We start from the raw sequence: 20,524 nt of genomic DNA, 5'->3' as shown, positions 1-20,524 counted from the left end.
TCAGCTCCTCAGCAGTCGGGTGACGGCGGCGGTGACCTCGTCGACCTTCTCGGCGGCGGCCTCGTCGGAGGTGCGCGCGGCGTCGACGACGCAGTGCGCGATGTGCTCCTCGAGCAGCCCGACGCTCACGGCCTGGAGGGCCCGGGTGGCGGCGGCCACCTGGGTCAGGACGTCGATGCAGTACGTGTCGTTCTCGACCATCCGCGCGATGCCGCGCACCTGGCCCTCGATCCGGCGCAGCCGGCGGAGCTGGGCGTCCTTGGTCTCGCTGTAGCCCGGGGCGGGGGCCGCGGTGTCCTGGTCGTCGGTCACGCTCATGGGCAACAGGATACCCCCCTAGGGTATTCCGCGCACACCGGGCGCGGGCCCAGTTCAGCCCAGGTGCTGCTTCACGAGCTTCTTCGGCGCGACGGTCGCCCAGGCGTCGGTGACGATCTCGGCGAGCTCGAGGTAGTCGAGCCGGTGCAGGTCCCGCTCACGGACGAGGACGTGATCGTCCCCGTCGACGTGCGGCGTCGTGAACCACGGCTCGCCCAGGCCGAGGATCGCCTGCTCGTCGTCCGGGCCCGGGACCGTGATGCAGATGACGTCCGGCATCCGCTCGCCGGTGTCGGGGTCGACCGCGTCCTTCCGGGGGCCGCGCCACACGACGAAGGCCTTCCCGCGGACCGCGTAGGCCGGCCGCTCGTCGGTGCCCTCGCGCACCACCTCGGGCAGCGCGAGGGCGATGCCGTCGACGTCGGTCCGGTCGACGGGGCGGGACTCGGTCATCCGACCACTGTGGCACACGGGGCGGACGGGACGGCTCACGACGTCGACGACGTCTGGCGTGGAGCCCTTCCGGGGTGGGAGCACCGGAGATCCTCCACACCAGTGGCCCGGCGAGGCCCCGGCGAGCAGCGGTCGGGCGGCCGGAGAACGGCCCACACCGCCCCGGTCAGAGGGCGAGGGTGAGGAAGGTGCTGTGCGGGTCCTGGCGGTAGTCGCCGAACGGCCCGCAGTCGACGAAGCCGTGCGCCCGGTAGAGGGTCCGCGCCGGGACGAACACCTCACCCGCGCCGGTCTCGAGGCTGACCCGGGTGGCGCCGCCGACCCGCGCCGCGTCGAGGGCGTGGAGCAGCAGCCGGCGGCCGAGCCCGCTCCCGCGTCCGGCCGGGGAGACGCGCATCGTCTTCAGCTCGAGGTGCCCGTCGCCGAGGTCCTTCAGCGCCACCGACCCGAGCAGCGCCGGACCGCCGTCGTCGACGACCCAGAGCCGGACCGACGGCACGCGGAACTGCTCCGCGGTGAGGGCGTGCCGGCTGCACGCGGGCGCCGTCGGCTCCATCTCCGCGAGGTGCTCGTCCACGAGGGCGTCGACGCGCGGGTCGTCCAGGTCGGCGACGACGATCGGCGCGAGGACGCTCACGGCAGGTGGCGGACGAGCCCGGGCGCGAGCCCGGTGTACGACAGCGGGGTCATGGCCGCGAGACGCTCCTCGACCTCGGGCGGCAGGCCCAGCCCTTGGACGAACGCGACGAGGTCCTCCTGGCCGATCCGCCGGCCGCGGGTCAGCTCCTTGAGCCGCTCGTAGGGCTCCTCCATCCCCGGCACGCCCTGGGCGCCGAGCGCCCGCATCGCGGACTGCACGGCCTCGCCGAGGACCTCCCAGTTGCGGTCGAGGTCGGCGGCCATCGCCTCGGGGACCGCGTCGAGCCCGGCGAGCCCGCGGCCCGCGTTGTCGATGGCGAGCAGGCTGTGGCCGAAGGCGGACCCGATGTTGCGCTGCATCGAGGAGTCGGTGAGGTCGCGCTGCAGGCGGCTCTGGACGAGGGTCCCGGCGAGGACGTCGAACAGGGCGTTGGAGACCTCGAGGTTCGCCTCGGCGTTCTCGAACCGGATCGGGTTGACCTTGTGCGGCATCGTCGACGAGCCGACCGTGCCCTGGCCGCGGACCTGGGCGAAGTAGCCCATCGAGATGTAGGACCACACGTCGGTGCACATGTTGTGCAGGACGCGGTTGAACCGGGCGAGGTCGGCGTAGAGCTCGGCCTGCCAGTCGTGGCTCTCGATCTGGGTCGTCAGCGGGTTCCACGTGAGGCCGAGGTGCTCGACGAAGGTCCGGCTCACGTCCTCCCAGTCGGCGTCCGGGACGGCGGCGGTGTGCGCGCCGTACGTGCCGGTCGCCCCGTTGATCTTGCCGAGGAACTGGGCGTCGTCGACCCGGTCGAGCTGACGTCGCAGCCGCCACGCGAGGACGGCCAGCTCCTTGCCCATCGTCGTCGGGGTCGCCGGCTGCCCGTGGGTGTGGGCGAGGAGGGGGACCTCGGCGAGGTCGCGTGCCATCCCCGTGAGCGCGTCGACGAGGTCGCGCGCCCGCGGGAGCCAGACGTCGCGGACGGCGCCCTGGACCATGAGCGCGTAGGACAGGTTATTGATGTCCTCGCTCGTGCAGCAGAAGTGGATGAGCTCGGCGAGCCCGGCGTCCTCGGAGGCGGGCGCGATCTCGCGCAGCCGCGACTTGAGGAAGTACTCGACGGCCTTGACGTCGTGCTGGGTGACCCGCTCGGTCGCGGCCATCTCCTCGATCTCCGCGGCGCCGAACGACGTGACGACCCGGCGCAGGGCGGCCTGCTCGTCATCGGTGAGCCGCCGGACCCCCGGGACGACCTGGCGCTCGGTGAGGTGGATGAGCCACTCGACCTCGACGTGGACCCGGGCCCGGTTGAGCGCCGGCTCGGAGAGGTGGTCGACGAGCGGCGCGACGACGCCGCGGTAGCGACCGTCGAGCGCCCCGAGGGCGATCGCCGGCTCGATGTCGGCGAGGGGCTGGGCGCGCGCGAGGCCGCGGTCGGCGGCGGCGGTCGAACTCGGCATGCGGCCAGTGTCCCAGAGCCCAGCGGGGCGGACCCACCGCGTCCGGACGCCGGGGCCCTCAGCGCTCCAGCGCGCTGCGGACGTGGTCGACGATTCCGGGCGTCGCGGCCCGGATCTCCTCGTACGTCGTCTCGTACTCCTCGTCCCCGCCGTACCAGGGGTCGTCCATCCCGAGCTCGCCGGCGGCGACGGCGTCGGGGTCGAAGGAACGGACGAGGCGGACCTTGTCCCGGTCGGCGTCGTCGCGGGCGATCCGGCCGAGCCGGTCGACGTGCGGGTGGTCGGCGGCCAGGACGAGGTCGATGTCGTCGAACCAGTCGGGCCGGAACTGCCGGGCCCGGTGCTCGGACCAGCCGAGGTCGGGGTGCCCGTGACGCTGCAGCGTCGCGACGGTCCGTCGGTGCGCAGAGTTCCCGGCCTCCTCGTCGGAGGTCCCGGCGGAGTCGACGACGACCCGGTCGCCGAGCCCGGCGTCCTCGAAGGCCTCGCGCAGGAGGAACTCGGCCATCGGGGACCGGCAGATGTTGCCGTGGCAGACGACGGTGACGCGGTACGGCTCGCTCATGCCCCCATCCTCGCCGGGGGGCTCAGGCGATGTCGAACCAGTCCGGCAGCCCGGCGGCGAAGGCCGCTGGGTGGAGCGCGCCGGACCCGGCCGGGATCCGCCCCCAGAGCGGGGCGCCGGTGACCCGGGGCAGGTCGGCGAGGTTCTCGGTCTCGGCGAGGTCGGGCTCCCCCGGCCAGGAGCCGACGACGACGCCGAGGAGCGGCAGCGACCGGGCCGCCAGCGCCTCGGCGGTGAGCGCGGCGGTGCTCAGCACCCCGAGGCCCGCGGAGGCGACGAGGACGACACCGGTCGACACGCCCTTGTACCGCAGGGCGGTCCCGAGGTCGGCGAGGGTTCCGCCGCGTGCGTCGAGCCGGACGAGCAGACCGCCCGCCCCCTCGACGAGGGTCACGTCGTGCCCGGCGGCGATCTCGGTGACCCGCCGGGCGTGCACCGCCACCGGGGGGAGGTCGACGCCCTCGCGGCGGGCCGCCGCCTCCGGCGAGAGCGGGTCGCGCAGCCGGAGCAGCTCGTGGACCGGGAGGTCGGCGCCGACGAGCCGGGCGACGTCGTCGACGTCCCCCGGCTCCCGGGGGGCGAGCCCGGTCTGGGTCGGCTTGACGACGGCGACCGAGCTGCCGCGGCCGCGGACGAGGGCCGCGAGCGCGGCAGTCGCGACGGTCTTGCCCACTCCGGTCCCGGTGCCGGTGACCAGGACGACGGAGGGCAGTGCGCGGGGGTCGGCCACCGGCGTCAGACCGGCGTCGGGACGAGGCCGGCGAGCACGGTGCAGGCGCGGTCGAGCTCGGCGTCGGTGTGGTGGGCGTGGGCCGTGAGCCGCAGCCGCGAGCTGCCGTCCGGGGTCGACGGGGGCCGGAACGCCCCGACCCGCACCCCGTGCTCGGCGGCGCGGGCGACGGCCTCGACGGTCTCGTGCGGACCCGGCATCGGCACCGACATCACGGCGCCGTCGGGGACCTCGATGCCGCACGCCTGCGCGAGGCGGGTGGCGTTCGCGCGGAGCCGGACCGTGAGCTCGGGGTGGTCGTGGAGGACGCCGATCGCGGCGAGGGCGGCACCGGCCGCAGCGGGCGCGAGGCCGGTGTCGTAGACGAACGGCCGGGCCGTGTTGACGACGTGGTCGCGGACGACGGGCGCCGCGAGGACCACCCCGCCCTGGGCCGCGAACGACTTCGACAACGTGCCGGTGACGACGACGTGCTCGGCGGTCCAGGCGCCGGCCGCGGACGCGAGCCCTGCGCCGCCCGGCCCGAGGACGCCGAGGGCGTGGGCCTCGTCGAGCACGAGGATCGCCCCGGACTCGGCGGTGAGGGCGACGAGGTCCTCGACGGGGGCGGTGTCACCGAGGACGGAGTACACCGACTCCGCGACAACGACCGCTCGAGGGGTGTCCCGCCGGGCGAGCAGCTCCGCGACGTGCTCGAGGTCGTTGTGCCGGTTGACGGTGACGGCGGCGCGGGAGAGGCGGCACCCGTCGATGAGCGAGGCGTGGGCGTGCTCGTCGCTGACGATGAGCGTCCCGGCGTCCGCGAGCGTCGAGACGGCCGACAGGTTCGCCGTGTAGCCGGACGACGTGACGAGCGCGGTGGGGGCGCCGGTGAGCCCGACGAGCGCGGCCTCGAGCTCGTCGTGGACGTCGAGGGTCCCGGTGACGAGGCGGGAGGCGCCGGCCCCGGTGCCGTACGTCTCGACGGCGGCGGTCGCGGCGTCCTTGACGGCCGGGTGCTGCCGCAGCCCGAGGTAGTCGTTGCCCGCGAGGTCGACGACGTCGCCGGGACGGTACGCCGAGACCCGCCGCACGAGGCCCGCCTTCTCGCGGGCCGCGGCGGCGTCCCGGATCCAGTCCAGCGAGCTCGTCACGACCCCCCGATCCTGCCACGGACGGCCGACGCCGTCAGGTGTCCGGGGGAGCCGGCGGCGGGCTTCCCTGCGCCTCAACCGTGGACGGCCGCCACGGCCCCGACGAGCCCCGCCGTGAGGGTCGCGAGGTCGGTGTCCGACGTCACGTAGGGCGGCATCGTGTAGACGACGTCGCGGAACGGGCGGACCCAGACCCCGCGCTCCAGGGCAGCGGCGGTCACCTCGGCGGTGTGCACCGGTTCGTGGAGCTGGACGACGCCGACCGCGCCGAGGGTGCGCACGTCGGCGACCGACCCGAGGGAGGTGGCCGGTGCGAGGCCGTCGACGAGGGCGCGCTCGACGCGGGCCACCTCGCCGGCGGTGTCGCGGGACGCGAGCAGGTCGAGGTTGGCGACGGCGACGGCGCAGGCCAGGGGGTTGCCCATGAACGTCGGACCGTGCATGAGGGCGCCCGCCTCGCCGCGGCTCACCCCCTCGGCGACCTCGCGGCTGCACAGCATCGCGGCGAGGGTGAGGTAGCCGCCGGTGAGGGCTTTCCCGACGCAGAGGATGTCGGGAGGGGTCTCGGCCCGGTCGCCCGCCCAGCGGGGGCCGGTGCGGTGGAAGCCGGTCGCGATCTCGTCGTGGACCACGAGGGCGCCGTGCCGCCGGGCGAGGTCGTGGAGGACGTCGAGGACGTGCGGGCTGTAGGCGTACATCCCGCCGGCACCCTGGAGCACGGGCTCGACGACGACGGCGGCGACGTCGTCGGCGTGCGCGGCGAAGAGGGCGGTCGTCTCCTCCGCCCACGCGCGCAGCTCGGGGTCGTCGGCGGGCCGGTCGACGCCCGCCGGGGGGCGGGGGGCGAAGACGTGCTCGGGCAGGACGCCCCGGAAGAGGGAGTGCATGCCGCCCACCGGGTCGGTCACCGACATCGGGGAGAAGGTGTCGCCGTGGTAGCCGCCCCGGATCGTGAGGAAGCGGGTCCGTCGGCGACCCGCCGCGAGGTGGTACTGCAGCGCCGCCTTCATCGCGACCTCGACCGAGACCGAGCCGGAGTCGGCGAGGAAGACGCGCTCCATGCCCGCGGGTGCGAGGTCGAGGAGGCGACGGGACAGGGCGACCGCGGGCTCGTGGGTGAGCCCGCCGAACATCACGTGCGCCATCCGGCCGAGCTGGTCGGTGACGGCGGCGTCGAGTTCGGGCACCCGGTAGCCGTGCACGGCGCACCACCACGAGCTCATCGCGTCGAGCACCTCACGGACGTCGCCGCCGCGATCCCTGACCCGCAGGCGGACCCCGTCGGCCGACTCGACGAGGTAGGGCTCGCTCGGGACGAGCGCCGAGGAGTAGGGGTGCCAGACGTGGTCGCGGTCGAACCCGAGGAGGGCGTCGGGGTCGAGGTCGCTCACGGCCCCATCATGGCGCCCGGAGCCGGGGTGGGGTCAGGCGGCCTCGTGGCGACGGGACGCGTGCGTGGCGAGGCGGGTGACGAGGTCGCGGAGCGCGGCGTCGAGGGCGGTGTCGGAGAGCCGGCCGTCCTCGAAGGCCTGGAACGCGGCGCCGACCCCGACGGTGTCGTCGAGGACGTCGGCCCCCGCGACGCGCAGGACCTTGACGCCCTCCTCGCGGGCCCACTGCGCCGCACGGGGCGAGCCGCTCGCGCCGAGGACGGCGGCGGGGACCCCGGAGACGGCCGACGCGCCGCGGGGACGGGAGGCCCAGTCGACGGCGTTCTTCAGCGCGCTCGGCATCGAGCCGTTGTACTCGGGGGTGACCAGCAGGAGCGCGTCGGCGTCGGCGACGGCCTCGCGCAGGTCGCGGGCGACCGAGGGCAGCACGTCGTCGTGGTCGAGCTCCTCGGAGTAGTGCGGCAGCTCGGCGAGGTGCTCGAAGACGGTGGCGTCGACGCCGGCGGGCAGGTGGGCGACGGCGGCGTCGGCGAGGCGGCGGTTCGTGGAGCCGGCGCGCAGGCTGCCGACGAGGACGAGGACGTTCACAGGGGTCTCCGGGGGTGACGGGGGGTCGGGGGCGTGATCGTCGTCGATCAGATGGTTGAACCGTCAACCATCCGTCCGCATTCCCGCGTCCCTCAGCCCCAGGTCGGCTGCTCGACGCTCCCGTGTCGGCTGCACGTCGCGGTCCACGTCCCCGGGATGACCTGGACGACCATCCGTCGCCGGCAGTGCGCGCAGTACCGCGGCGGCTCGAGGGGGGCGGCGCGGACGCACCGGGCGTGGTCGGCCTCCGTGAGGTCCTCGCCGCACTGCCCGCACCACGGCGCCGGCTCGCCGGGACGGGCGACCGGCCCGGCCGGCGTCGGCGCGTCCATCGTCACAGGGTCTCGTTGAGCGCCTTGATCGGCATCTGCAGCTCGTCGAGGAGGGCGAGGTCCTCCTTCGGGTCCCGCCCGAGCGTCGTGAGGTAGTTGCCGACGATGACGGCGTTGATGCCGCCGAGCAGCCCGTCCCGGGTGCCGAGGTCGCCGAGGGTCAGCTCGCGACCGCCGGCGTAGCGCAGGATCGTCCGGGGCAGGGCGAGGCGGAAGGCGGCGATCGTCCGCAGGGCGTCGGAGGAGCCCATCGGCTCGAGGTCGCCGAACGGGGTGCCGGGGCGGGGGTTGAGGAAGTTGAGCGGGACCTCGTGCGGCTCGAGCTCGGCGAGCTGGACGGCGAGCTCGGCCCGCTGCTCGATGGTCTCGCCCATGCCGACGAGGCCGCCGCAGCACAGCTCCATGCCGGACTCCTTGACCATCCGGCACGTGTCGAGCCGCTCGTCGAAGGAGTGGGTCGTGACGACCTGCGGGAAGTAGGACCGGCCGGCCTCGAGGTTGTGGTTGTAGCGGTGGACGCCCATGTCGGCGAGGTCGTCGACCTGCTCCTGGGTGAGCATGCCGAGGGACGCGGCGACCTCGATGTCGACGGCGGCCTTGATCGCGGCGACGCCCTCGCGCATCTGCGCCATGAGGCGCTCGTCGGGCCCGCGGACGGCGGCGACGATGCAGAACTCGCTCGCTCCCGTGGCGGCGGTCTGCTCCGCGGCGCGGACGAGCTGCGGGATGTTGAGCCACACCGAGCGGACCGGGCTGGTGAACTGGCCGGACTGGCTGCAGAAGTGGCAGTCCTCGGGGCAGCCGCCGGTCTTGAGCGACACGATGCCCTCGACCTCGACGTCCGGGCCCTGGTAGCGCATCCTCACCTCGTGGGCGAGGGCGAGGAGGTCCTCAAGTCGGTCGTCGTCGGTGCGCAGGACGGCGACGACCTGCTCGTGGGTGAGGGGGACCCCGCGCTCGAGCACCTGCTCGCGCGCGACGTCGAGGATGTCCGTGCCGGTCGCCTGTGCCGTCATGGCGCCGAGTGTGCCAGGAGCGGGGCGACCGCCCACCGTGTGGTCCGTCACGCCCGGAGGGCCGCCACCCCGCCCGTCCTGTTCAGCCGAAGAGCTCGCCGAGGCCGCCGCCCTTGTTCCCGCCGCCGCCCTGGTGGCCGCCGTCGACGACGTTCTCGGCCGGCTGGACGAGCACGTAGCCCTGCCCGCCGAACGCCATCTGGAGCATCTCGCCGGTGCCGCCGCGGATCATCGAGCCGATGCCCCCGGTGTCGACGCGCACGTCCATCGTCACCCCGGAGGTCCAGAGCACGACGGCCTGCGCGTCGGCGAAGGTCGGCGACGAGGCGACCTCGAGCGCGACGGGGTTGCCCTTCGTCGTCACCGCCACGTACCCGGTCCCGCGGAGCGAGACGTTGTAGAGGCCGCCGGTCATCGCCGCCCCGCGGGCCTGGACCCGGTGGATGTCCCACTGGATCGAGCTGGAGAACGCGAGGACGTTCGCGCCGTTGACCGACACCATGTCGTCCTGGAGGTACATGACCTGGACCTCGGCGGCGTCGTCGGCGACGAAGAGCTCGCCGCTGCCCGAGCACTCCATCATCTTGACGCCCTCGCCGGTCATCGCCGCCTTGAACATCTTGCCCATGCCGCCGGACCCCTTGTTCTGGAACCGGACGTCTCCCTGGTAGGCGACCATCGAGCCGGTCTTGGCCTGGACGGGTCCGTAGCGCATGTCGATGCGCAGGAGCTTGCTGTTCTGCAGCGAGAACGGGTCCTGGGACTCCTTCTCGCGGAAGTCCTGGAAGAGCGAGCCGTGGATCATCGTGAGGTGCCTTTCGGTGCCGCGGGTGCCCTCCACCCGTCTCGGGAGCCAACGCTAGAAGGGACGGCGGCCGCGGGGCTATGGTTCCGTGCAGGTTCCGGGGTCGGACCCGGGAGCGACCAGGGAGGTCCCCGATGAGCTTCTTCGACCGGGCCAAGGCGGCGGCCAACGACCTCGCCGCGAAGGCCGACGTCGCGATGACCAACGCGGGGGTGGGCGTCCCCGGGACGGGCGCCGACCGCGCACTGCGCGACTTGGGCGTCCTCGCCTGGCTCGAGGCGACCGGACGCCCCGTCGACCCCGCCGACCGCGAGCGGGTGCACGCGACGCTGCGAGGGCTGGAGTCGGAGGGCCGGCTCGGCCCGCTCACCGTCACCCCGCCGCCGTACGGGGCGCCGCCGCCCCCGGGACAGGCCGCCCGGGAGCAGGGCCGGCAGGACACTGTGCCCCCGCCCGCCCCGGGCGGTGGTCCGGGGCAGCCCCCACCCTCTCCGCCGCCCCCTCCCGGGACCGCCCCGGCTCCCGGCGGCACGCCCCCGGCGACAGGTTCGGTGCCCGACGGTCCTCCGCCGTCGCCCGGTCGCGGGCCGATCCCGGGCGACCGGCCCGGGGGAGTCATGCCGGCCCGGGACGAGCCCGCCCCTCCGCCGCTGCCGCGTCCGGACCTCCCGCCGCAGGCCACCCCGCCCGTCCCGCCGAGAGAGGACGAGCCGCCCGCCCCGCCACCCCCGCCGAGCTGGGCCCGCGGCGACTGAAGCCCTCGGCGCGTCGCACTCCATGCCGCGGTGCGTCGCACCCCACGTCGCGGCCCAGTTCGCCGGAGTGGTCGTGAGCGCGACCGGTACTGCGCTGTAGGACGCGACGTGGGCGTCGCCGTGGGTCGCCAGGTGGGGACGTCGGGTCGCTGCGGTCGCTCAGGTCCAGGCGAGGGCGAGCAGGGCCGGGGGCAGGACGAGCGCGGTCACCGCCAGGGCGTAGGCCGCCGCGGCGAGCGTCGGCTGCACTCCCGCGGTGAGCAGCCGCATCCGGACCGGCGCCGATGCCGCTGCCCCCACCCCGATGTCGGGCACCCGCCCCTCGGCGACGGCCAGCAGCGCCCGGGCGGTCGTCACCTCGCCGGTACGACGGACGGCGGCCCGGTCGGCGAGCACCTCGACGAGCAGGCGCACCTCGGCGAGCGCACCGGGTGCCCGCAGGCGCGCCGGCACCGACTCGTGGACGACGGTGAAGAACTCCAGGAGCAGGTCGTGCCGTGCCCGCAGGTGCGCCCGCTCGTGCTCGACGACGGCGGCCAGCTGGTCCGGCGGCAGGGCGTCGAGGACCCCACGGGTGAGGACGACCCGTGACCCGCGCCCCGGGATGCAGTAGGCGGTCGGCATCGGGTGCTCGAGGACGCGGACCCCGTTCCCGTCGTCCGCGCCGAGGACGTCGACGAGCTCGCGGTGCTCGGCGCGGGCCGCCCGCAGCCGGGTCCCGACCAGGTGTCCGGACACGAGCAGGCGCAGGAGGACCGCCACGCTCACGAGGACGGCGAGCGCCGTGACCCACGGGTGCTCGGTCACCTCGTCGCCGCGCAGCAGCATCGGCAGGGTCGCGAGCGGGACGAGCAGCGCCGCGAGCACCCCGCCGACCGACACCGCCTGCCATGCGAGTAGCGCCGCCCGCGGGGCGCGCCGGAACCGGGTCTGCCCCGCCATGAGCCCCGGCGCGACCCAGACGAGCGCGAGGGCCAGTCCGGCGAGGGCGAGCGGGAGCACGCAGGGATCCTCCCAGGAGTACGCGGTCGCCGGGAACGACAGGCAGGAGGAGCTCGGCGGCGACGCTGCGCCACGCGTGGGCGGCTTCTGCCTGTCGGTGCCGCCTCGAGCCCCGGTGCCTGCGGAGCCGACGGTCCGCGCCGGCGGTCAGTCGGTGTGGCGCGCCTCGACCTCGGCGAGCGCCGCCTTGAGGTCGTCGATCTCGGCCGTGCTCGCCCCGTCGAGGAAGTGCAGCAGGGCCGCCCGCCGGTCGGTGACGTCCATGTCGTCGAGCGTCATCCGCATCGTCCTAGCCGTGAGCGCCTCACGGGAGGCCGCCGCCCGGTAGCGCCAGGCCCGCCCGTCGCGCTCGCGGCTCACGAGGTCCTTCTTGGCGAGCCGGTCGAGGACGGTCATGACGGTCGTGTACGCGATGTCGCGGCCACCCGCGAGCGCCTCGTGGACCTCCCGGACGGTCGTCCCCTCGGCCCCGGCGTGCTCCCACAGCTGCTCCATGACGACCCGCTCGAGGTCGCCGAGGCGGGGGCTGGAGGTCGAGTGCGGCATGGGGGTCACTCCTTCGCGGTGGGCACCGGGTCGGCGGTGCCGAGGTCGAGCACGGCGTCGAGGCGGTCGAGCCCCTCGGGACGGTGCCCGACGAGGACGACGGTCCGCTCGCGCAGTGCCTCGAGCACATCATCCGTCACGGAGACCGCCGTCGCGTGGTCGAGGTGCGCGGTCGGCTCGTCGAGGAGGACGACCGGCCGGTCCGACAGCACCGCCCGGGCGACGCCGAGCCGGGTCCGCTCACCGCCGGACAGCCCGCGCCCGCCGGTGCCGAGCGCGGTGTCGAGCCCGTCCGGCAGCCCCGCCGCCCACGGGCCGAGCCCGGCCAGGACGAGGGCGCGGCGCAGGTCGTCGTCCGCGGCGGCGGGGCGTGCGAGGCGGAGGTTCTCGCGCAGGGTCGAGGCGAACACGTGCGGCTCGTCGTCGACGACGGCGACGAGCCGGCGGATCTCCTCGAGCGGCAGGGAGCGGACGTCCGCGCCGTCGACGCGATGGGCGCCGCCGGTGACGTCGAGGTGGCGGGCGAGGACGGCGAGGAGGGTCGACTTGCCCGAGCCGTTGGGGCCGACGACGGCGAGGTGGGTGCCGACGGGCAGGTCGAGGTCGAGGGGCCCGACGTCGGTGCGCTCGCCGGTCCACGAGGCTGTCGCTGCCGCGAGGCGGACGTCCGCGCGGTCGACGGCGACGGGCTCGGCGGAGTCGGTGTCGGAGGGGGCGGTGCCCGGGCGGTCGACGCCTGTGGGGTCGACGCCGGCGGGGTCGGTGACGGCGGGCTCCTGGCCGAGGACGGCCGCGAGCCGGTCCGCGCTGCCCTGCGCCCGGGCGAGGGCGCGCATCGTGTCGGTGAGCGGCGCGAGCGCCTCGCCGACCGCCACGGGGACGAGGACGAGGAGGGCGGCGACCGGCCCACCGAGCGCCGCGACGTCGACGAGCGACGCAGCGGCGACGGTCGCGGCCGCCGTCGCGAGGAGGAGCAGGTTCGCGACGAGGGCGCGGCCGAGGCTCTGCCGCCGGACCGCCCGGGCGAGGACGTCGTGCGCGTCGTCGAGCCAGCCCAAGGCCGTGGCCTCCGCGCCGATCGCCTGCAGCTCGGCGGCCTGCCGGGCGACGAGGTCGGACACCCGGGCGACGTCGGCCCGCGCGGCGAGCAGCTCGTCCCGCGAGCGCGACTCGAACCACCAGGCGAGCGCGCAGCCGGCGGCGACGGCGACGAGGAGGCCGGCGACGACGGCCCCGACGGCGGGGGAGAAGGCGGCGGCGAGGACGGTGGCCCCGAGCCCGGCGAGCGCGCTCGAGACGAGGGGGACGGTGACCCTCACCTCCGCCTCGACGACGTCGGTGAGGTCGTCGACGACGCCGGTCAGCACCTCGCTCCGGGAGCGCCGGCCGAGCCGGGCGGGGGTGAGCGGCACGAGCGCCGACCACACGGCGGTGCGCCGCTCGGCGAGGTCGGCGAGGGCGGCGTCGTGGGTGACGAGCCGCTCGGCGTACCGGAACGCCGGCCGGGCCATCCCGAAGGCGCGCACGGCGACGATCGCCGCGAGGAGGGTGAGGAGGACGGGCCGCTCGCTCGCGCGGACGACGAGCCAGCCGGACGTCGCGGTGAGGGCGATGCCGGCCGACGTCGCCGCCCCGCCGAGCAGGCCGCCGAGGACGGTGGCCCGGGTGGGCCGCAGCCGGGCCGCGGCGAGGCGGCCCTCGGGCACGGCGGGAGAGGCCGTGCGATCGGTCGTCCCGGCGGTGGGGGCGATGCTCATCGAAGGGCCTCCACGGGTCGGGCCGCGAGCGTGAGGTGCCGGTCGGCGCGCGCGACGAGCTCGGGGCGGTGGGTGACGACGAGGACGGTCCGCCGCTCGGCCAGCCGGGCGAGGACGTCGTGGACGAGGGCGCTCGCGGCGGGGTCGAGGTGCGCCGTCGGCTCGTCGAGGAGGAGCACCGGCGCGTCCGAGAGCATCGCCCGGGCGAGGACGACCCGGGCCCGCTGGCCGGCCGACAGACCGACCCCGTCGTCGCCGACCCGGGTGTCGAGCGCCGCGGGCAGGGCGGCGACGAAGCCGTCGAGGCCGACGGCGCGCAGCGCGTCCCAGAGCGCCGGGTCGTCGGCGTCGCTGCCGAGGCGCAGCACCTCCCGCAGGGTGCCCGCCGGCAGGAACGGTCGCTGGGTCACGAGGTGGGTCCTGCCCGCGCGCACGGACCCGGTGTCGGGGGTGCGCAGCCCGGCGACGAGCTCGAGGACGGTCGTCTTGCCGCAACCCGACGGCCCGGTGAGCACGGTGAGGCCCGGCCCGGCGGCGAGGTCGAGGCCGGCGAGGACGGGGGACGCGGCGCCCGGGTAGGTGTAGGTGACGTCCTCGAGCCGGACGTCGACACCCGACCGGCCGGCACCCGACCGCTCGACACCCGACCGGCCGGTCGCCGCCCCGTCGGCGACCGCAGGGTCGCCGTCGATCGCCGCGAGGACGTCGGCGACGGCCTCCGCCCCGTCGGCGGCGTCGTGGAAGGCGGCCCCGACCCGGCGGACCGGCCAGTACGCCTCGGGGGCGAGGAGGATCGCGAGCAGCCCGGTCCCGAGGTCGACGGTGCCGTGCGTGAGGCGGAGGCCGACGGTGACGGCGACGATCGCGACGGAGATCGACGCGAGCAGCTCGAGCGCCGCGGACGACATGAACGCGGTCCGCAGCGTGCGCATCGTCGCCGTCCGGTGCCGGCGGCTCACCTCGCCGACGACCTCGGCCTGGCGCTCGGCCCGGCCGTACCCGACGAGGGTCGGCAGCCCGCGCACGACGTCGGCGAAGTGCCCGGACAGGGCCGAGAGCGATGCCCAGCGACGGGCGGTGTCGTCCCGGGTCGCCATCCCGATGAGCGCGGCGAACGCCGGGAGCAGCGGGAGGGTGAGGACGACGACGAGGGCGCTCACCGGGTCGACGACGAGCAGGGCGACGAGAGCCGCGGCCGGGACGACCGCCGCCGACACGAGCGCCGGCAGGAAGCGCGCGGCATAGGGCTCGACGGCGGCGACCCCCTGCGCGGCGAGCACGCCACCACGGTCGGGGTCGGGGCGGCGCTCGGCCGGGACCGTGAGCCAGTGCCGCAGCAGGGCGGTCCGCAGCGCCGCGGTCACTCGGGCACCCGCCCGGGCCGCCGTCCGCTCGGCGGTCCAGGCGAGGCCGGCGCGCAGGGCGAGCAGCGCCGCGAGGGACAGGGAGGCCTCGCGGAGCGGCTCGCCCCGCACGGCGGCGACGACGAGCGCCGCGAGGGCGAACGCCGTCGCCACCGTCGCGAGACCCTGGAGGACGCCGACGACGGCGAGGGCCGCGACGGGCCTGCGTGCGGCCGGGGCCGCTCGCAGGAGCCGGGGGTCGAGGGGGCGCATCGACGGACCTACTTCACCGCGACGGCGTCCGGGATGTGCTGGGTCCCGAGCCGCTTGCGAAAGGCGTAGTAGGTGTAGCCGGTGTAGAGCAGGACGACGGGGGTGAAGACGACCGCGGCCCACGTCATGATCTCGAGGGTCATCGGGCTGCTCGAGGCGTTCGCGATCGTCAGCGACCGTCCGTCCGCCGAGGTCGTCGGCATGACGTCGGGGTGGAGCGCGAGGAAGTACGTCGCGACGGTCGCCGCGCCCGTCACCGCGGTCCCGGCGAACGCCCAGCCCTCCCGGCCGACGGCGTTGGCACCGAGCCCACCGAGCAGCGCCGCGGCGGCGACGACGGTCGTCGACCACGACCACACCGACCCGGACAGCAGGCCGAGCCAGCCGAGCGTGACGACGGCGAGCCCGGCCGTGACGAGCCCGAGCGGCGTCGCGAGCCGGCGGGCGTCCTCGCGGATCGTCCCCGTCGTCTTGAGGGCGACGAAGACCGCACCGTGGGTCAGCGAGAGGGCGAGCACCGTCGCGCCGCCGAGCAGGGCGAGCGGGTTGAGCAGGGTGAACAGCGACCCGGTGAACTCGAGGTCGGCGTCGATCGGCAGGCCGCGGACGACGTTCGTCAGCGCGACCCCGATGAGGAACGGCGCGAGGACCGAGCCGGCGATGATCGCCGTGTCCCAGCGGCGGCGCCACTGCGCGTCGTCCCGCTTGTGCCGGTACTCCAGCCCCATGTTCCGCACGATGAGCGCGACGAGGACGAGCAGGAGCGGCAGGTAGAAGGCGGAGAACATCGTCGCGTACCACTCGGGGAAGGCGGCGAACGTCGCGCCGCCGGCGGTGAGCAGCCACACCTCGTTGCCGTCCCAGTGTGGGCCGATCGCGGTGAGCATGACCCGGCGCCGCTTCTCGGAGTCGACGGCGTCGGTGCCGCGACCGAGCCGGGGCAGGAGGGCGCCGACCCCGAAGTCGAAGCCCTCGAGGACGAGGTAGCCGGCCCAGAGGAGGCCGATGAGTCCGAACCAGACGAGCTGGAGGTCCATGGGGGTGAGTCCTTTCCGTCCGCGCCGGGTCAGTAGGCGAACTGCAGCGGGGCGTCGTCGTGGGTGTCGTGGTCGGCCGGGTCGACGAACTCCTCCGCGCCCTTGCGGACGTACGTGAGGAAGAGCTTGACCTCGACGACGGCGAGCGCGGCGTAGAGCAGGGTGTAGACGACCATCGAGAACCAGACCTCGCCGACGCTCACCGACGGCGAGACCGCGGTCTGCGTCGTCATGAGGCCGTAGACGACCCACGGCTGGCGGCCGGTCTCGGTGAAGATCCAGCCGAAGCTGTTCGCGAGGACCGGGGAGAGCGGGGCGAGGACGGCGACGAGCGTCCACCAGCGCGAGACGGGGACGCGGCGGCCGCGGGTGGCCCACAGCGATGCGGCGGCGAGCGCCATCGTGAGGAAGCCGAAGCCCATCATGAGCCGGAAGGTCCAGTACGCGAGCGGGATGACCGGGGCGTAGGAGTCGGCCTGGACGTACGGGGCGATGTCGGCGCCGTAGCGGTCGACGACCCGCTGGGCCATCTCGCGCTCGCTCTCGCGCAGGTCGTCGATGCCCTCGACGCGGCCCTCCCAGTCACCGGTGCCGAGGAAGCTCAGCAGGCCGGGGACCTCGATGACCCGGGTGGCCTCCGACCCGTCGAGCGAGCCGATCGACAGGACCGAGAACGGGGCGCCGTCGGTCGTGTCGTAGAGGGCCTCGGCGGCGGCCATCTTCATCGGCTGGACCTCGGTCATGATCTTGCCCTGGACGTCACCGGTCCCGACGACGCCCAGCGAGGCGACGAGCGCGACGACGCCGCCGACCCGGACGGCCCTGCGGTACAGCGGCTCGTCGTCGGTGCCGCGCTCGCGGCGCAGCAGCCACAGCGCCACGCCCATGACGGTCGCGCCGCCGACCATGTACGCGCTGAAGATCACGTGCGGGAAGGTGACGAGCTGGACCTTGTTCGTGAGGATCGCGAGGAAGTCGGCCATCTCGGCGCGGCCGGTCTCGGGGTTGAACCGGAAGCCGACGGGGTTCTGCATGAAGGAGTTCGCGGCGAGGATGAAGTAGGCCGACAGCACCGTGCCGAGGTGGACGAGCCACATCGACGCGGCGTGCAGCCGTTCCGGCACCCGGCCCCACCCGAAGATCCACAGCCCGAGGAACGTCGACTCGAGGAAGAAGGCGAGGAGGGCCTCGAACGCGAGCGGGGCGCCGAAGATGTCCCCGACGAACCGGCTGTAGTCCGACCAGTTCATCCCGAACTGGAACTCCTGGACGATGCCGGTGACGAGCCCGAGGGCGAAGTTGATGAGGAAGAGCTTCCCGAAGAACTTCGTGAGCCGGTAGTACTCCGGCCGGTGGGTGCGGACCCACTGGGTGTGGAAGTAGGCGACGACGGCCGACATGCCGATCGTCACGGGGACGAAGAGGAAGTGGTAGACGGTCGTGATGGCGAACTGCCACCGGGCGACGTCGAGCGCGTCCATGCGGGTCTCCTCGGGCGGGCTGGTAACTACGCGACGTAGTAGAAACTACCGCACGTAGTAGAAGCTGGCGCACCGGGTCCGCTGTGTCCCCCGCCACACCTCCCCCCAGGGGCCTCCACATTTCGGGGTCACCCCGAAATGTCCGCCGACACAAGGGAACGGATGTCGTGTGTCGGGGGATGTTCTCTTGCTTCGGACCGGCGGGCGGACGCCGGGTCGCTCGACGCCGCGTGCCGGGCGCTCCGACGATGCGGGTCGCCCGACCGGTGCCGGGCGCTTCGACGATGCGGGTCGCCCGATCGGTCCCAGGCGCTTCGACGCGGCGGGCGGGCCGACCGGTCCCGGACTTCTTCGACGCGGCGCGCCGGCCGACCGGTCCCGGGCGCTCCGATGGTGCGGGTCGCCCGACCGGCTCCGGGCGCGCGTCGACGCCGCCGGACCGGACGGTCAGGCGTCCGGGTAGCCGTGCGGGTTCTGCGACTGCCAGCGCCACGTGTCGGCGCACATGTCGTCGACGGTGCGCTCCGCCCGCCAGCCGAGCTCGGCCTCCGCCCGCGACGGGTCGGCGTAGGACGACGCGACGTCCCCGGGCCGCCGCGGCGCGATCTCGTACGGCAGCGTGTGGCCGCACGCCCGCTCGAAGGCCCGCAGCAGCTCCAGGACCGACGTCCCCCGCCCGGTCCCCAGGTTCCACGTCGACACCGCGTCGTCGGTCTCGCCCAGCCGGTGCAGCGCCGCGACGTGCCCGGCTGCCAGGTCCTCGACGTGGATGTAGTCGCGCACCCCGGTGCCGTCGACGGTGTCGTAGTCGTCGCCGAACACCCGCAGCGACTCCCGGCGCCCGACCGCGACCTGCGCGATGTAGGGCATGAGGTTGTTCGGGACGTCCGACGGGTCCTCGCCGATCGTCCCGGACGGGTGCGCGCCGACGGGGTTGAAGTAGCGCAGCAGGGCGATCCGCCACGAGGGGTCGGCGACGGCGACGTCGCGCAGCACCTGCTCCTGCATCACCTTCGTCCAGCCGTACGGGTTCGTCGCCGACGTCGGCAGATCCTCGCGCATCGGGACCGGCGCGTCCGCTCCGTAGACGGTCGCGGAGGACGAGAACACGAGCTTGGAGACCCCGTGCCGCCGCATCGCCCGGACCAACGAGAACGTCGAGCCGAGGTTGTTCTCGTAGTACTCGAGCGGCTTCTCGACCGACTCGCCGACGGCCTTGTACCCGGCGAAGTGGATGACGGCGTCGATCGTCTCCGTCGCGAAGAGGTGCTCGGTCTTGTCGACGTCGGTGAGGTCGAACGAGCGGACGTCGAGCGGCTGCCCGGTCAGCGCCTCGAGCCGGCCGACGACCGACGGCTTGGCGTTCGCGAAGGAGTCGACGACGACCACCTCGTGGCGGGCGGCGAGGAGCCGGACGACGGTGTGGGACCCGATGTAGCCGGCACCGCCGGAGACGAGGACGCGCATGGGGCTCACGCTAGCGGCGACGGGCCGCCGGACGCGTCGCACCAGACACCACTCGGGCGCGGCTCCCGGACGGTCGCCGGAGGGTCGCCGGTCAGTCGTCCGGCAGCAGGACGCTGAGCACCCACGACACGAGGGTGATGACGACGGCCGCGAGGACGGCGTCCCAGAAGAACTCGTCGATGCCGAAGGAGAGCCCGATCGCGTCGCCGATCCACTCCGTGATCTGGAGCATGAACGCGTTGACGACGAAGGTGAAGAGCCCGAGCGTGAGGATGACGAACGGGAACGAGAAGAAGCTGACGACCGGCTTGATGACGGCGTTGACGAGTCCGAACAGCAGCGCGACGAGGACGACGGTGACGACCTTCGCGGTCCAGTCGTTCTGCTCCTCGGCGAGGTCGACGCCGGGCACGACGAGCGCGGCCACCCAGAGCGCCACGGCGTTGATGCCGACGCGGATGATGAAGTTCACGGGTCGATCATGGCAGGTCCACCGCGACGGGGGCAGGAGCGAGGTCGCGGCCCGGGTGGTGCGGCGGCGGGCCCCGGGGCCGGGGGGCCGGGGGCGTCACATCTCCTCGTGGGTGTCCGGGTCGCCGCCGAACAGCCGCCCGTCGCTGCGGGCGAGCCCGCCGATCGCGGCCATCTCCTCGTCGGTGAGCGAGAACCCCGCGACGTCGAGGTTCTGCCGCTGGCGCTCCGGCGTCGCCGACTTCGGCAGCGGCATCGACCCGAGCTGGACGTGCCAGCGCAGGACGACCTGGCCCGGCGTCACGTCGTGCGCCGTGGCCGCCGCGGCGACCGCCGGCTCCTCGAACGGGGCCTGCCGCTTGCCGAGCGGGCTCCAGGCCTGGGTGAGGATGCCGAGCCGGGCGTGCACCGCGCGCATCTCGTCCTGCGGGAAGAGCGGGTGCAGCTCGACCTGGTTGAGGGCGGGGGTCACGCCGGTCTCCTCGATGACCCGGGTCAGGTGCTGCTCGGTGAAGTTGCTGACCCCGACCGTGCGGACCAGGCCCTCGCGCTGCGCCTCGACCAGCGCCTGCCAGGCCTGGGGGAACAGGCCCTGGCTCGGGTTGGGCCAGTGGATGAGACCGACGTCGATCCGCTCGACACCGAGCCGGCGGGCGGAGTCCTCGAGCGAGCGCAGCGCGAGGTCGCGGCCGTGGAAGCGGCCCGGGATCTTCGTCGCGACCGTCACCTCCTCGCGCGGGACGTCGCTGCGGCGCAGGGCCTCCCCGACCTCCTCCTCGTTCTCGTAGTTCACGGCGGTGTCGAGGTAGCGGTACCCGGCGTGCAGCGCGGACACCATCGCCTCGACGCCCTCCTCGCCCGTGAGCGGGTAGGTGCCGAAGCCGACGAGCGGGACGGTCGTGCCGTCGTCGAGGGTGTGGGTCGTCGCGGTCGTCGTCATGCCGGCCACGCTACGCCGCCGGGACGACACCCCGGT

Annotated in this window: 22 protein-coding genes; 1 reads left to right on the top strand and 21 read right to left on the bottom strand. The window is 74.6% G+C overall.

Annotation, left to right across the window (positions count from 1 at the left end):
* From KC207_RS13130 to KC207_RS13075, 12 genes are all read right to left on the bottom strand, one after another.
* Positions 1 to 318: a metal-sensitive transcriptional regulator gene (locus KC207_RS13130; protein ID WP_211603722.1), complete on the bottom strand. Its 318-nt coding sequence runs from the start codon at positions 316 to 318 to the stop codon at positions 1 to 3.
* Between the two features lie 54 nt (positions 319 to 372).
* A complete protein-coding gene (locus tag KC207_RS13125; protein WP_211603720.1) occupies positions 373 to 771 on the bottom strand; it encodes a hypothetical protein in 399 nt (132 codons plus the stop codon).
* Between the two features lie 166 nt (positions 772 to 937).
* Positions 938 to 1,408: a GNAT family N-acetyltransferase gene (locus KC207_RS13120; RefSeq protein ID WP_249138736.1), complete on the bottom strand. Its 471-nt coding sequence runs from the start codon at positions 1,406 to 1,408 to the stop codon at positions 938 to 940.
* Complete coding sequence (purB, locus tag KC207_RS13115; protein WP_211603718.1) at positions 1,405 to 2,856, bottom strand: adenylosuccinate lyase; 1,452 nt, start codon at positions 2,854 to 2,856, stop codon at positions 1,405 to 1,407. Before purB ends, KC207_RS13120 begins: the two co-directional genes overlap by 4 nt.
* Positions 2,857 to 2,914: 58 nt before the next feature.
* Positions 2,915 to 3,421: a low molecular weight protein-tyrosine-phosphatase gene (locus KC207_RS13110; protein WP_211603716.1), complete on the bottom strand. Its 507-nt coding sequence runs from the start codon at positions 3,419 to 3,421 to the stop codon at positions 2,915 to 2,917.
* Positions 3,422 to 3,443: 22 nt separating this feature from the next.
* Positions 3,444 to 4,151 carry a dethiobiotin synthase gene (gene bioD, locus KC207_RS13105; protein ID WP_211603714.1) on the bottom strand — a complete coding sequence of 236 codons (708 nt, stop codon included), beginning with the start codon at positions 4,149 to 4,151 and terminating at the stop codon, positions 3,444 to 3,446.
* 5 nt (positions 4,152 to 4,156) lie between these two features.
* A complete protein-coding gene (locus KC207_RS13100) occupies positions 4,157 to 5,284 on the bottom strand; it encodes an 8-amino-7-oxononanoate synthase (protein ID WP_211603712.1) in 1,128 nt (375 codons plus the stop codon).
* Between the two features lie 74 nt (positions 5,285 to 5,358).
* Positions 5,359 to 6,675, bottom strand: a complete 1,317-nt coding sequence (locus tag KC207_RS13095) for an adenosylmethionine--8-amino-7-oxononanoate transaminase (RefSeq protein ID WP_211603710.1) — start codon at positions 6,673 to 6,675, stop codon at positions 5,359 to 5,361.
* 33 nt (positions 6,676 to 6,708) lie between these two features.
* Positions 6,709 to 7,263: an NADPH-dependent FMN reductase gene (locus KC207_RS13090; RefSeq protein ID WP_211603708.1), complete on the bottom strand. Its 555-nt coding sequence runs from the start codon at positions 7,261 to 7,263 to the stop codon at positions 6,709 to 6,711.
* A 92-nt stretch (positions 7,264 to 7,355) separates the two neighbouring features.
* Positions 7,356 to 7,595 carry a biotin synthase auxiliary protein BsaP gene (gene bsaP / locus KC207_RS13085; RefSeq protein ID WP_211603705.1) on the bottom strand — a complete coding sequence of 80 codons (240 nt, stop codon included), beginning with the start codon at positions 7,593 to 7,595 and terminating at the stop codon, positions 7,356 to 7,358.
* 2 nt (positions 7,596 to 7,597) lie between these two features.
* Complete coding sequence (bioB, locus tag KC207_RS13080; RefSeq protein ID WP_211603703.1) at positions 7,598 to 8,611, bottom strand: biotin synthase BioB; 1,014 nt, start codon at positions 8,609 to 8,611, stop codon at positions 7,598 to 7,600.
* 82 nt (positions 8,612 to 8,693) lie between these two features.
* Positions 8,694 to 9,452, bottom strand: coding sequence for an AIM24 family protein (locus KC207_RS13075; RefSeq protein WP_249138735.1), 759 nt, complete (start codon positions 9,450 to 9,452; stop codon positions 8,694 to 8,696).
* A 98-nt stretch (positions 9,453 to 9,550) separates the two neighbouring features.
* Here KC207_RS13075 and KC207_RS13070 point away from each other — a divergent pair, with 98 nt between their 5' ends.
* Complete coding sequence (locus KC207_RS13070) at positions 9,551 to 10,171, top strand: hypothetical protein (RefSeq protein WP_211603701.1); 621 nt, start codon at positions 9,551 to 9,553, stop codon at positions 10,169 to 10,171.
* A gap of 159 nt (positions 10,172 to 10,330) precedes the next feature.
* Here the strand turns inward: KC207_RS13070 and KC207_RS13065 are convergent, their stop codons facing one another.
* The 9 genes from KC207_RS13065 to KC207_RS13025 all read right to left on the bottom strand — a co-directional run bounded on the left by KC207_RS13065 (position 10,331) and on the right by KC207_RS13025 (position 20,488).
* On the bottom strand, positions 10,331 to 11,173 hold the full coding sequence (locus KC207_RS13065; RefSeq protein ID WP_211603699.1) for a M56 family metallopeptidase: 843 nt from the start codon (positions 11,171 to 11,173) through the stop codon (positions 10,331 to 10,333).
* Between the two features lie 147 nt (positions 11,174 to 11,320).
* Entirely contained in the window at positions 11,321 to 11,719 is a 399-nt protein-coding gene (locus KC207_RS13060; RefSeq protein WP_211603697.1) for a BlaI/MecI/CopY family transcriptional regulator, read from the bottom strand.
* 5 nt (positions 11,720 to 11,724) lie between these two features.
* Complete coding sequence (gene cydC, locus KC207_RS13055) at positions 11,725 to 13,476, bottom strand: thiol reductant ABC exporter subunit CydC (RefSeq protein ID WP_211603695.1); 1,752 nt, start codon at positions 13,474 to 13,476, stop codon at positions 11,725 to 11,727.
* Positions 13,473 to 15,092, bottom strand: a complete 1,620-nt coding sequence (cydD, locus tag KC207_RS13050; RefSeq protein WP_211603693.1) for a thiol reductant ABC exporter subunit CydD — start codon at positions 15,090 to 15,092, stop codon at positions 13,473 to 13,475. The genes cydC and cydD overlap by 4 nt, the downstream gene beginning before the upstream one ends.
* Positions 15,093 to 15,100: 8 nt before the next feature.
* Complete coding sequence (cydB, locus tag KC207_RS13045) at positions 15,101 to 16,129, bottom strand: cytochrome d ubiquinol oxidase subunit II (RefSeq protein WP_211603691.1); 1,029 nt, start codon at positions 16,127 to 16,129, stop codon at positions 15,101 to 15,103.
* A gap of 29 nt (positions 16,130 to 16,158) precedes the next feature.
* Positions 16,159 to 17,610: a cytochrome ubiquinol oxidase subunit I gene (locus KC207_RS13040; protein ID WP_211603689.1), complete on the bottom strand. Its 1,452-nt coding sequence runs from the start codon at positions 17,608 to 17,610 to the stop codon at positions 16,159 to 16,161.
* Positions 17,611 to 18,057: 447 nt separating this feature from the next.
* Positions 18,058 to 19,077 carry a UDP-glucose 4-epimerase GalE gene (gene galE / locus KC207_RS13035; RefSeq protein WP_211603687.1) on the bottom strand — a complete coding sequence of 340 codons (1,020 nt, stop codon included), beginning with the start codon at positions 19,075 to 19,077 and terminating at the stop codon, positions 18,058 to 18,060.
* A 91-nt stretch (positions 19,078 to 19,168) separates the two neighbouring features.
* Positions 19,169 to 19,549 carry a phage holin family protein gene (locus KC207_RS13030; RefSeq protein ID WP_211603685.1) on the bottom strand — a complete coding sequence of 127 codons (381 nt, stop codon included), beginning with the start codon at positions 19,547 to 19,549 and terminating at the stop codon, positions 19,169 to 19,171.
* Positions 19,550 to 19,645: 96 nt separating this feature from the next.
* Positions 19,646 to 20,488: an aldo/keto reductase gene (locus KC207_RS13025; RefSeq protein ID WP_211603683.1), complete on the bottom strand. Its 843-nt coding sequence runs from the start codon at positions 20,486 to 20,488 to the stop codon at positions 19,646 to 19,648.
* Positions 20,489 to 20,524: the final 36 nt, after the last annotated feature.

Source organism: Phycicoccus avicenniae (assembly GCF_018139485.1).
Lineage (GTDB): Bacteria > Actinomycetota > Actinomycetes > Actinomycetales > Dermatophilaceae > Phycicoccus > Phycicoccus avicenniae.
The sequence above is the reverse complement of the archived record's forward strand: the minus strand, read 5'-3'. Positions and strand labels throughout refer to the sequence as shown.

Coding starts and splice junctions, on each gene's coding strand:
- KC207_RS13130 (WP_211603722.1), bottom strand. CDS start 318: ATGAGCGTGACCGACGACCAGGACACCGCGGCCCCCGCCCCGGGCTAC.
- KC207_RS13125 (WP_211603720.1), bottom strand. CDS start 771: ATGACCGAGTCCCGCCCCGTCGACCGGACCGACGTCGACGGCATCGCC.
- purB (WP_211603718.1), bottom strand. CDS start 2,856: ATGCCGAGTTCGACCGCCGCCGCCGACCGCGGCCTCGCGCGCGCCCAG.
- KC207_RS13110 (WP_211603716.1), bottom strand. CDS start 3,421: ATGAGCGAGCCGTACCGCGTCACCGTCGTCTGCCACGGCAACATCTGC.
- bsaP (WP_211603705.1), bottom strand. CDS start 7,595: ATGGACGCGCCGACGCCGGCCGGGCCGGTCGCCCGTCCCGGCGAGCCG.
- bioB (WP_211603703.1), bottom strand. CDS start 8,611: ATGACGGCACAGGCGACCGGCACGGACATCCTCGACGTCGCGCGCGAG.
- KC207_RS13070 (WP_211603701.1), top strand. CDS start 9,551: ATGAGCTTCTTCGACCGGGCCAAGGCGGCGGCCAACGACCTCGCCGCG.
- KC207_RS13060 (WP_211603697.1), bottom strand. CDS start 11,719: ATGCCGCACTCGACCTCCAGCCCCCGCCTCGGCGACCTCGAGCGGGTC.
- cydC (WP_211603695.1), bottom strand. CDS start 13,476: ATGAGCATCGCCCCCACCGCCGGGACGACCGATCGCACGGCCTCTCCC.
- cydD (WP_211603693.1), bottom strand. CDS start 15,092: ATGCGCCCCCTCGACCCCCGGCTCCTGCGAGCGGCCCCGGCCGCACGC.
- cydB (WP_211603691.1), bottom strand. CDS start 16,129: ATGGACCTCCAGCTCGTCTGGTTCGGACTCATCGGCCTCCTCTGGGCC.
- KC207_RS13040 (WP_211603689.1), bottom strand. CDS start 17,610: ATGGACGCGCTCGACGTCGCCCGGTGGCAGTTCGCCATCACGACCGTC.
- galE (WP_211603687.1), bottom strand. CDS start 19,077: ATGCGCGTCCTCGTCTCCGGCGGTGCCGGCTACATCGGGTCCCACACC.
- KC207_RS13025 (WP_211603683.1), bottom strand. CDS start 20,488: ATGACGACGACCGCGACGACCCACACCCTCGACGACGGCACGACCGTC.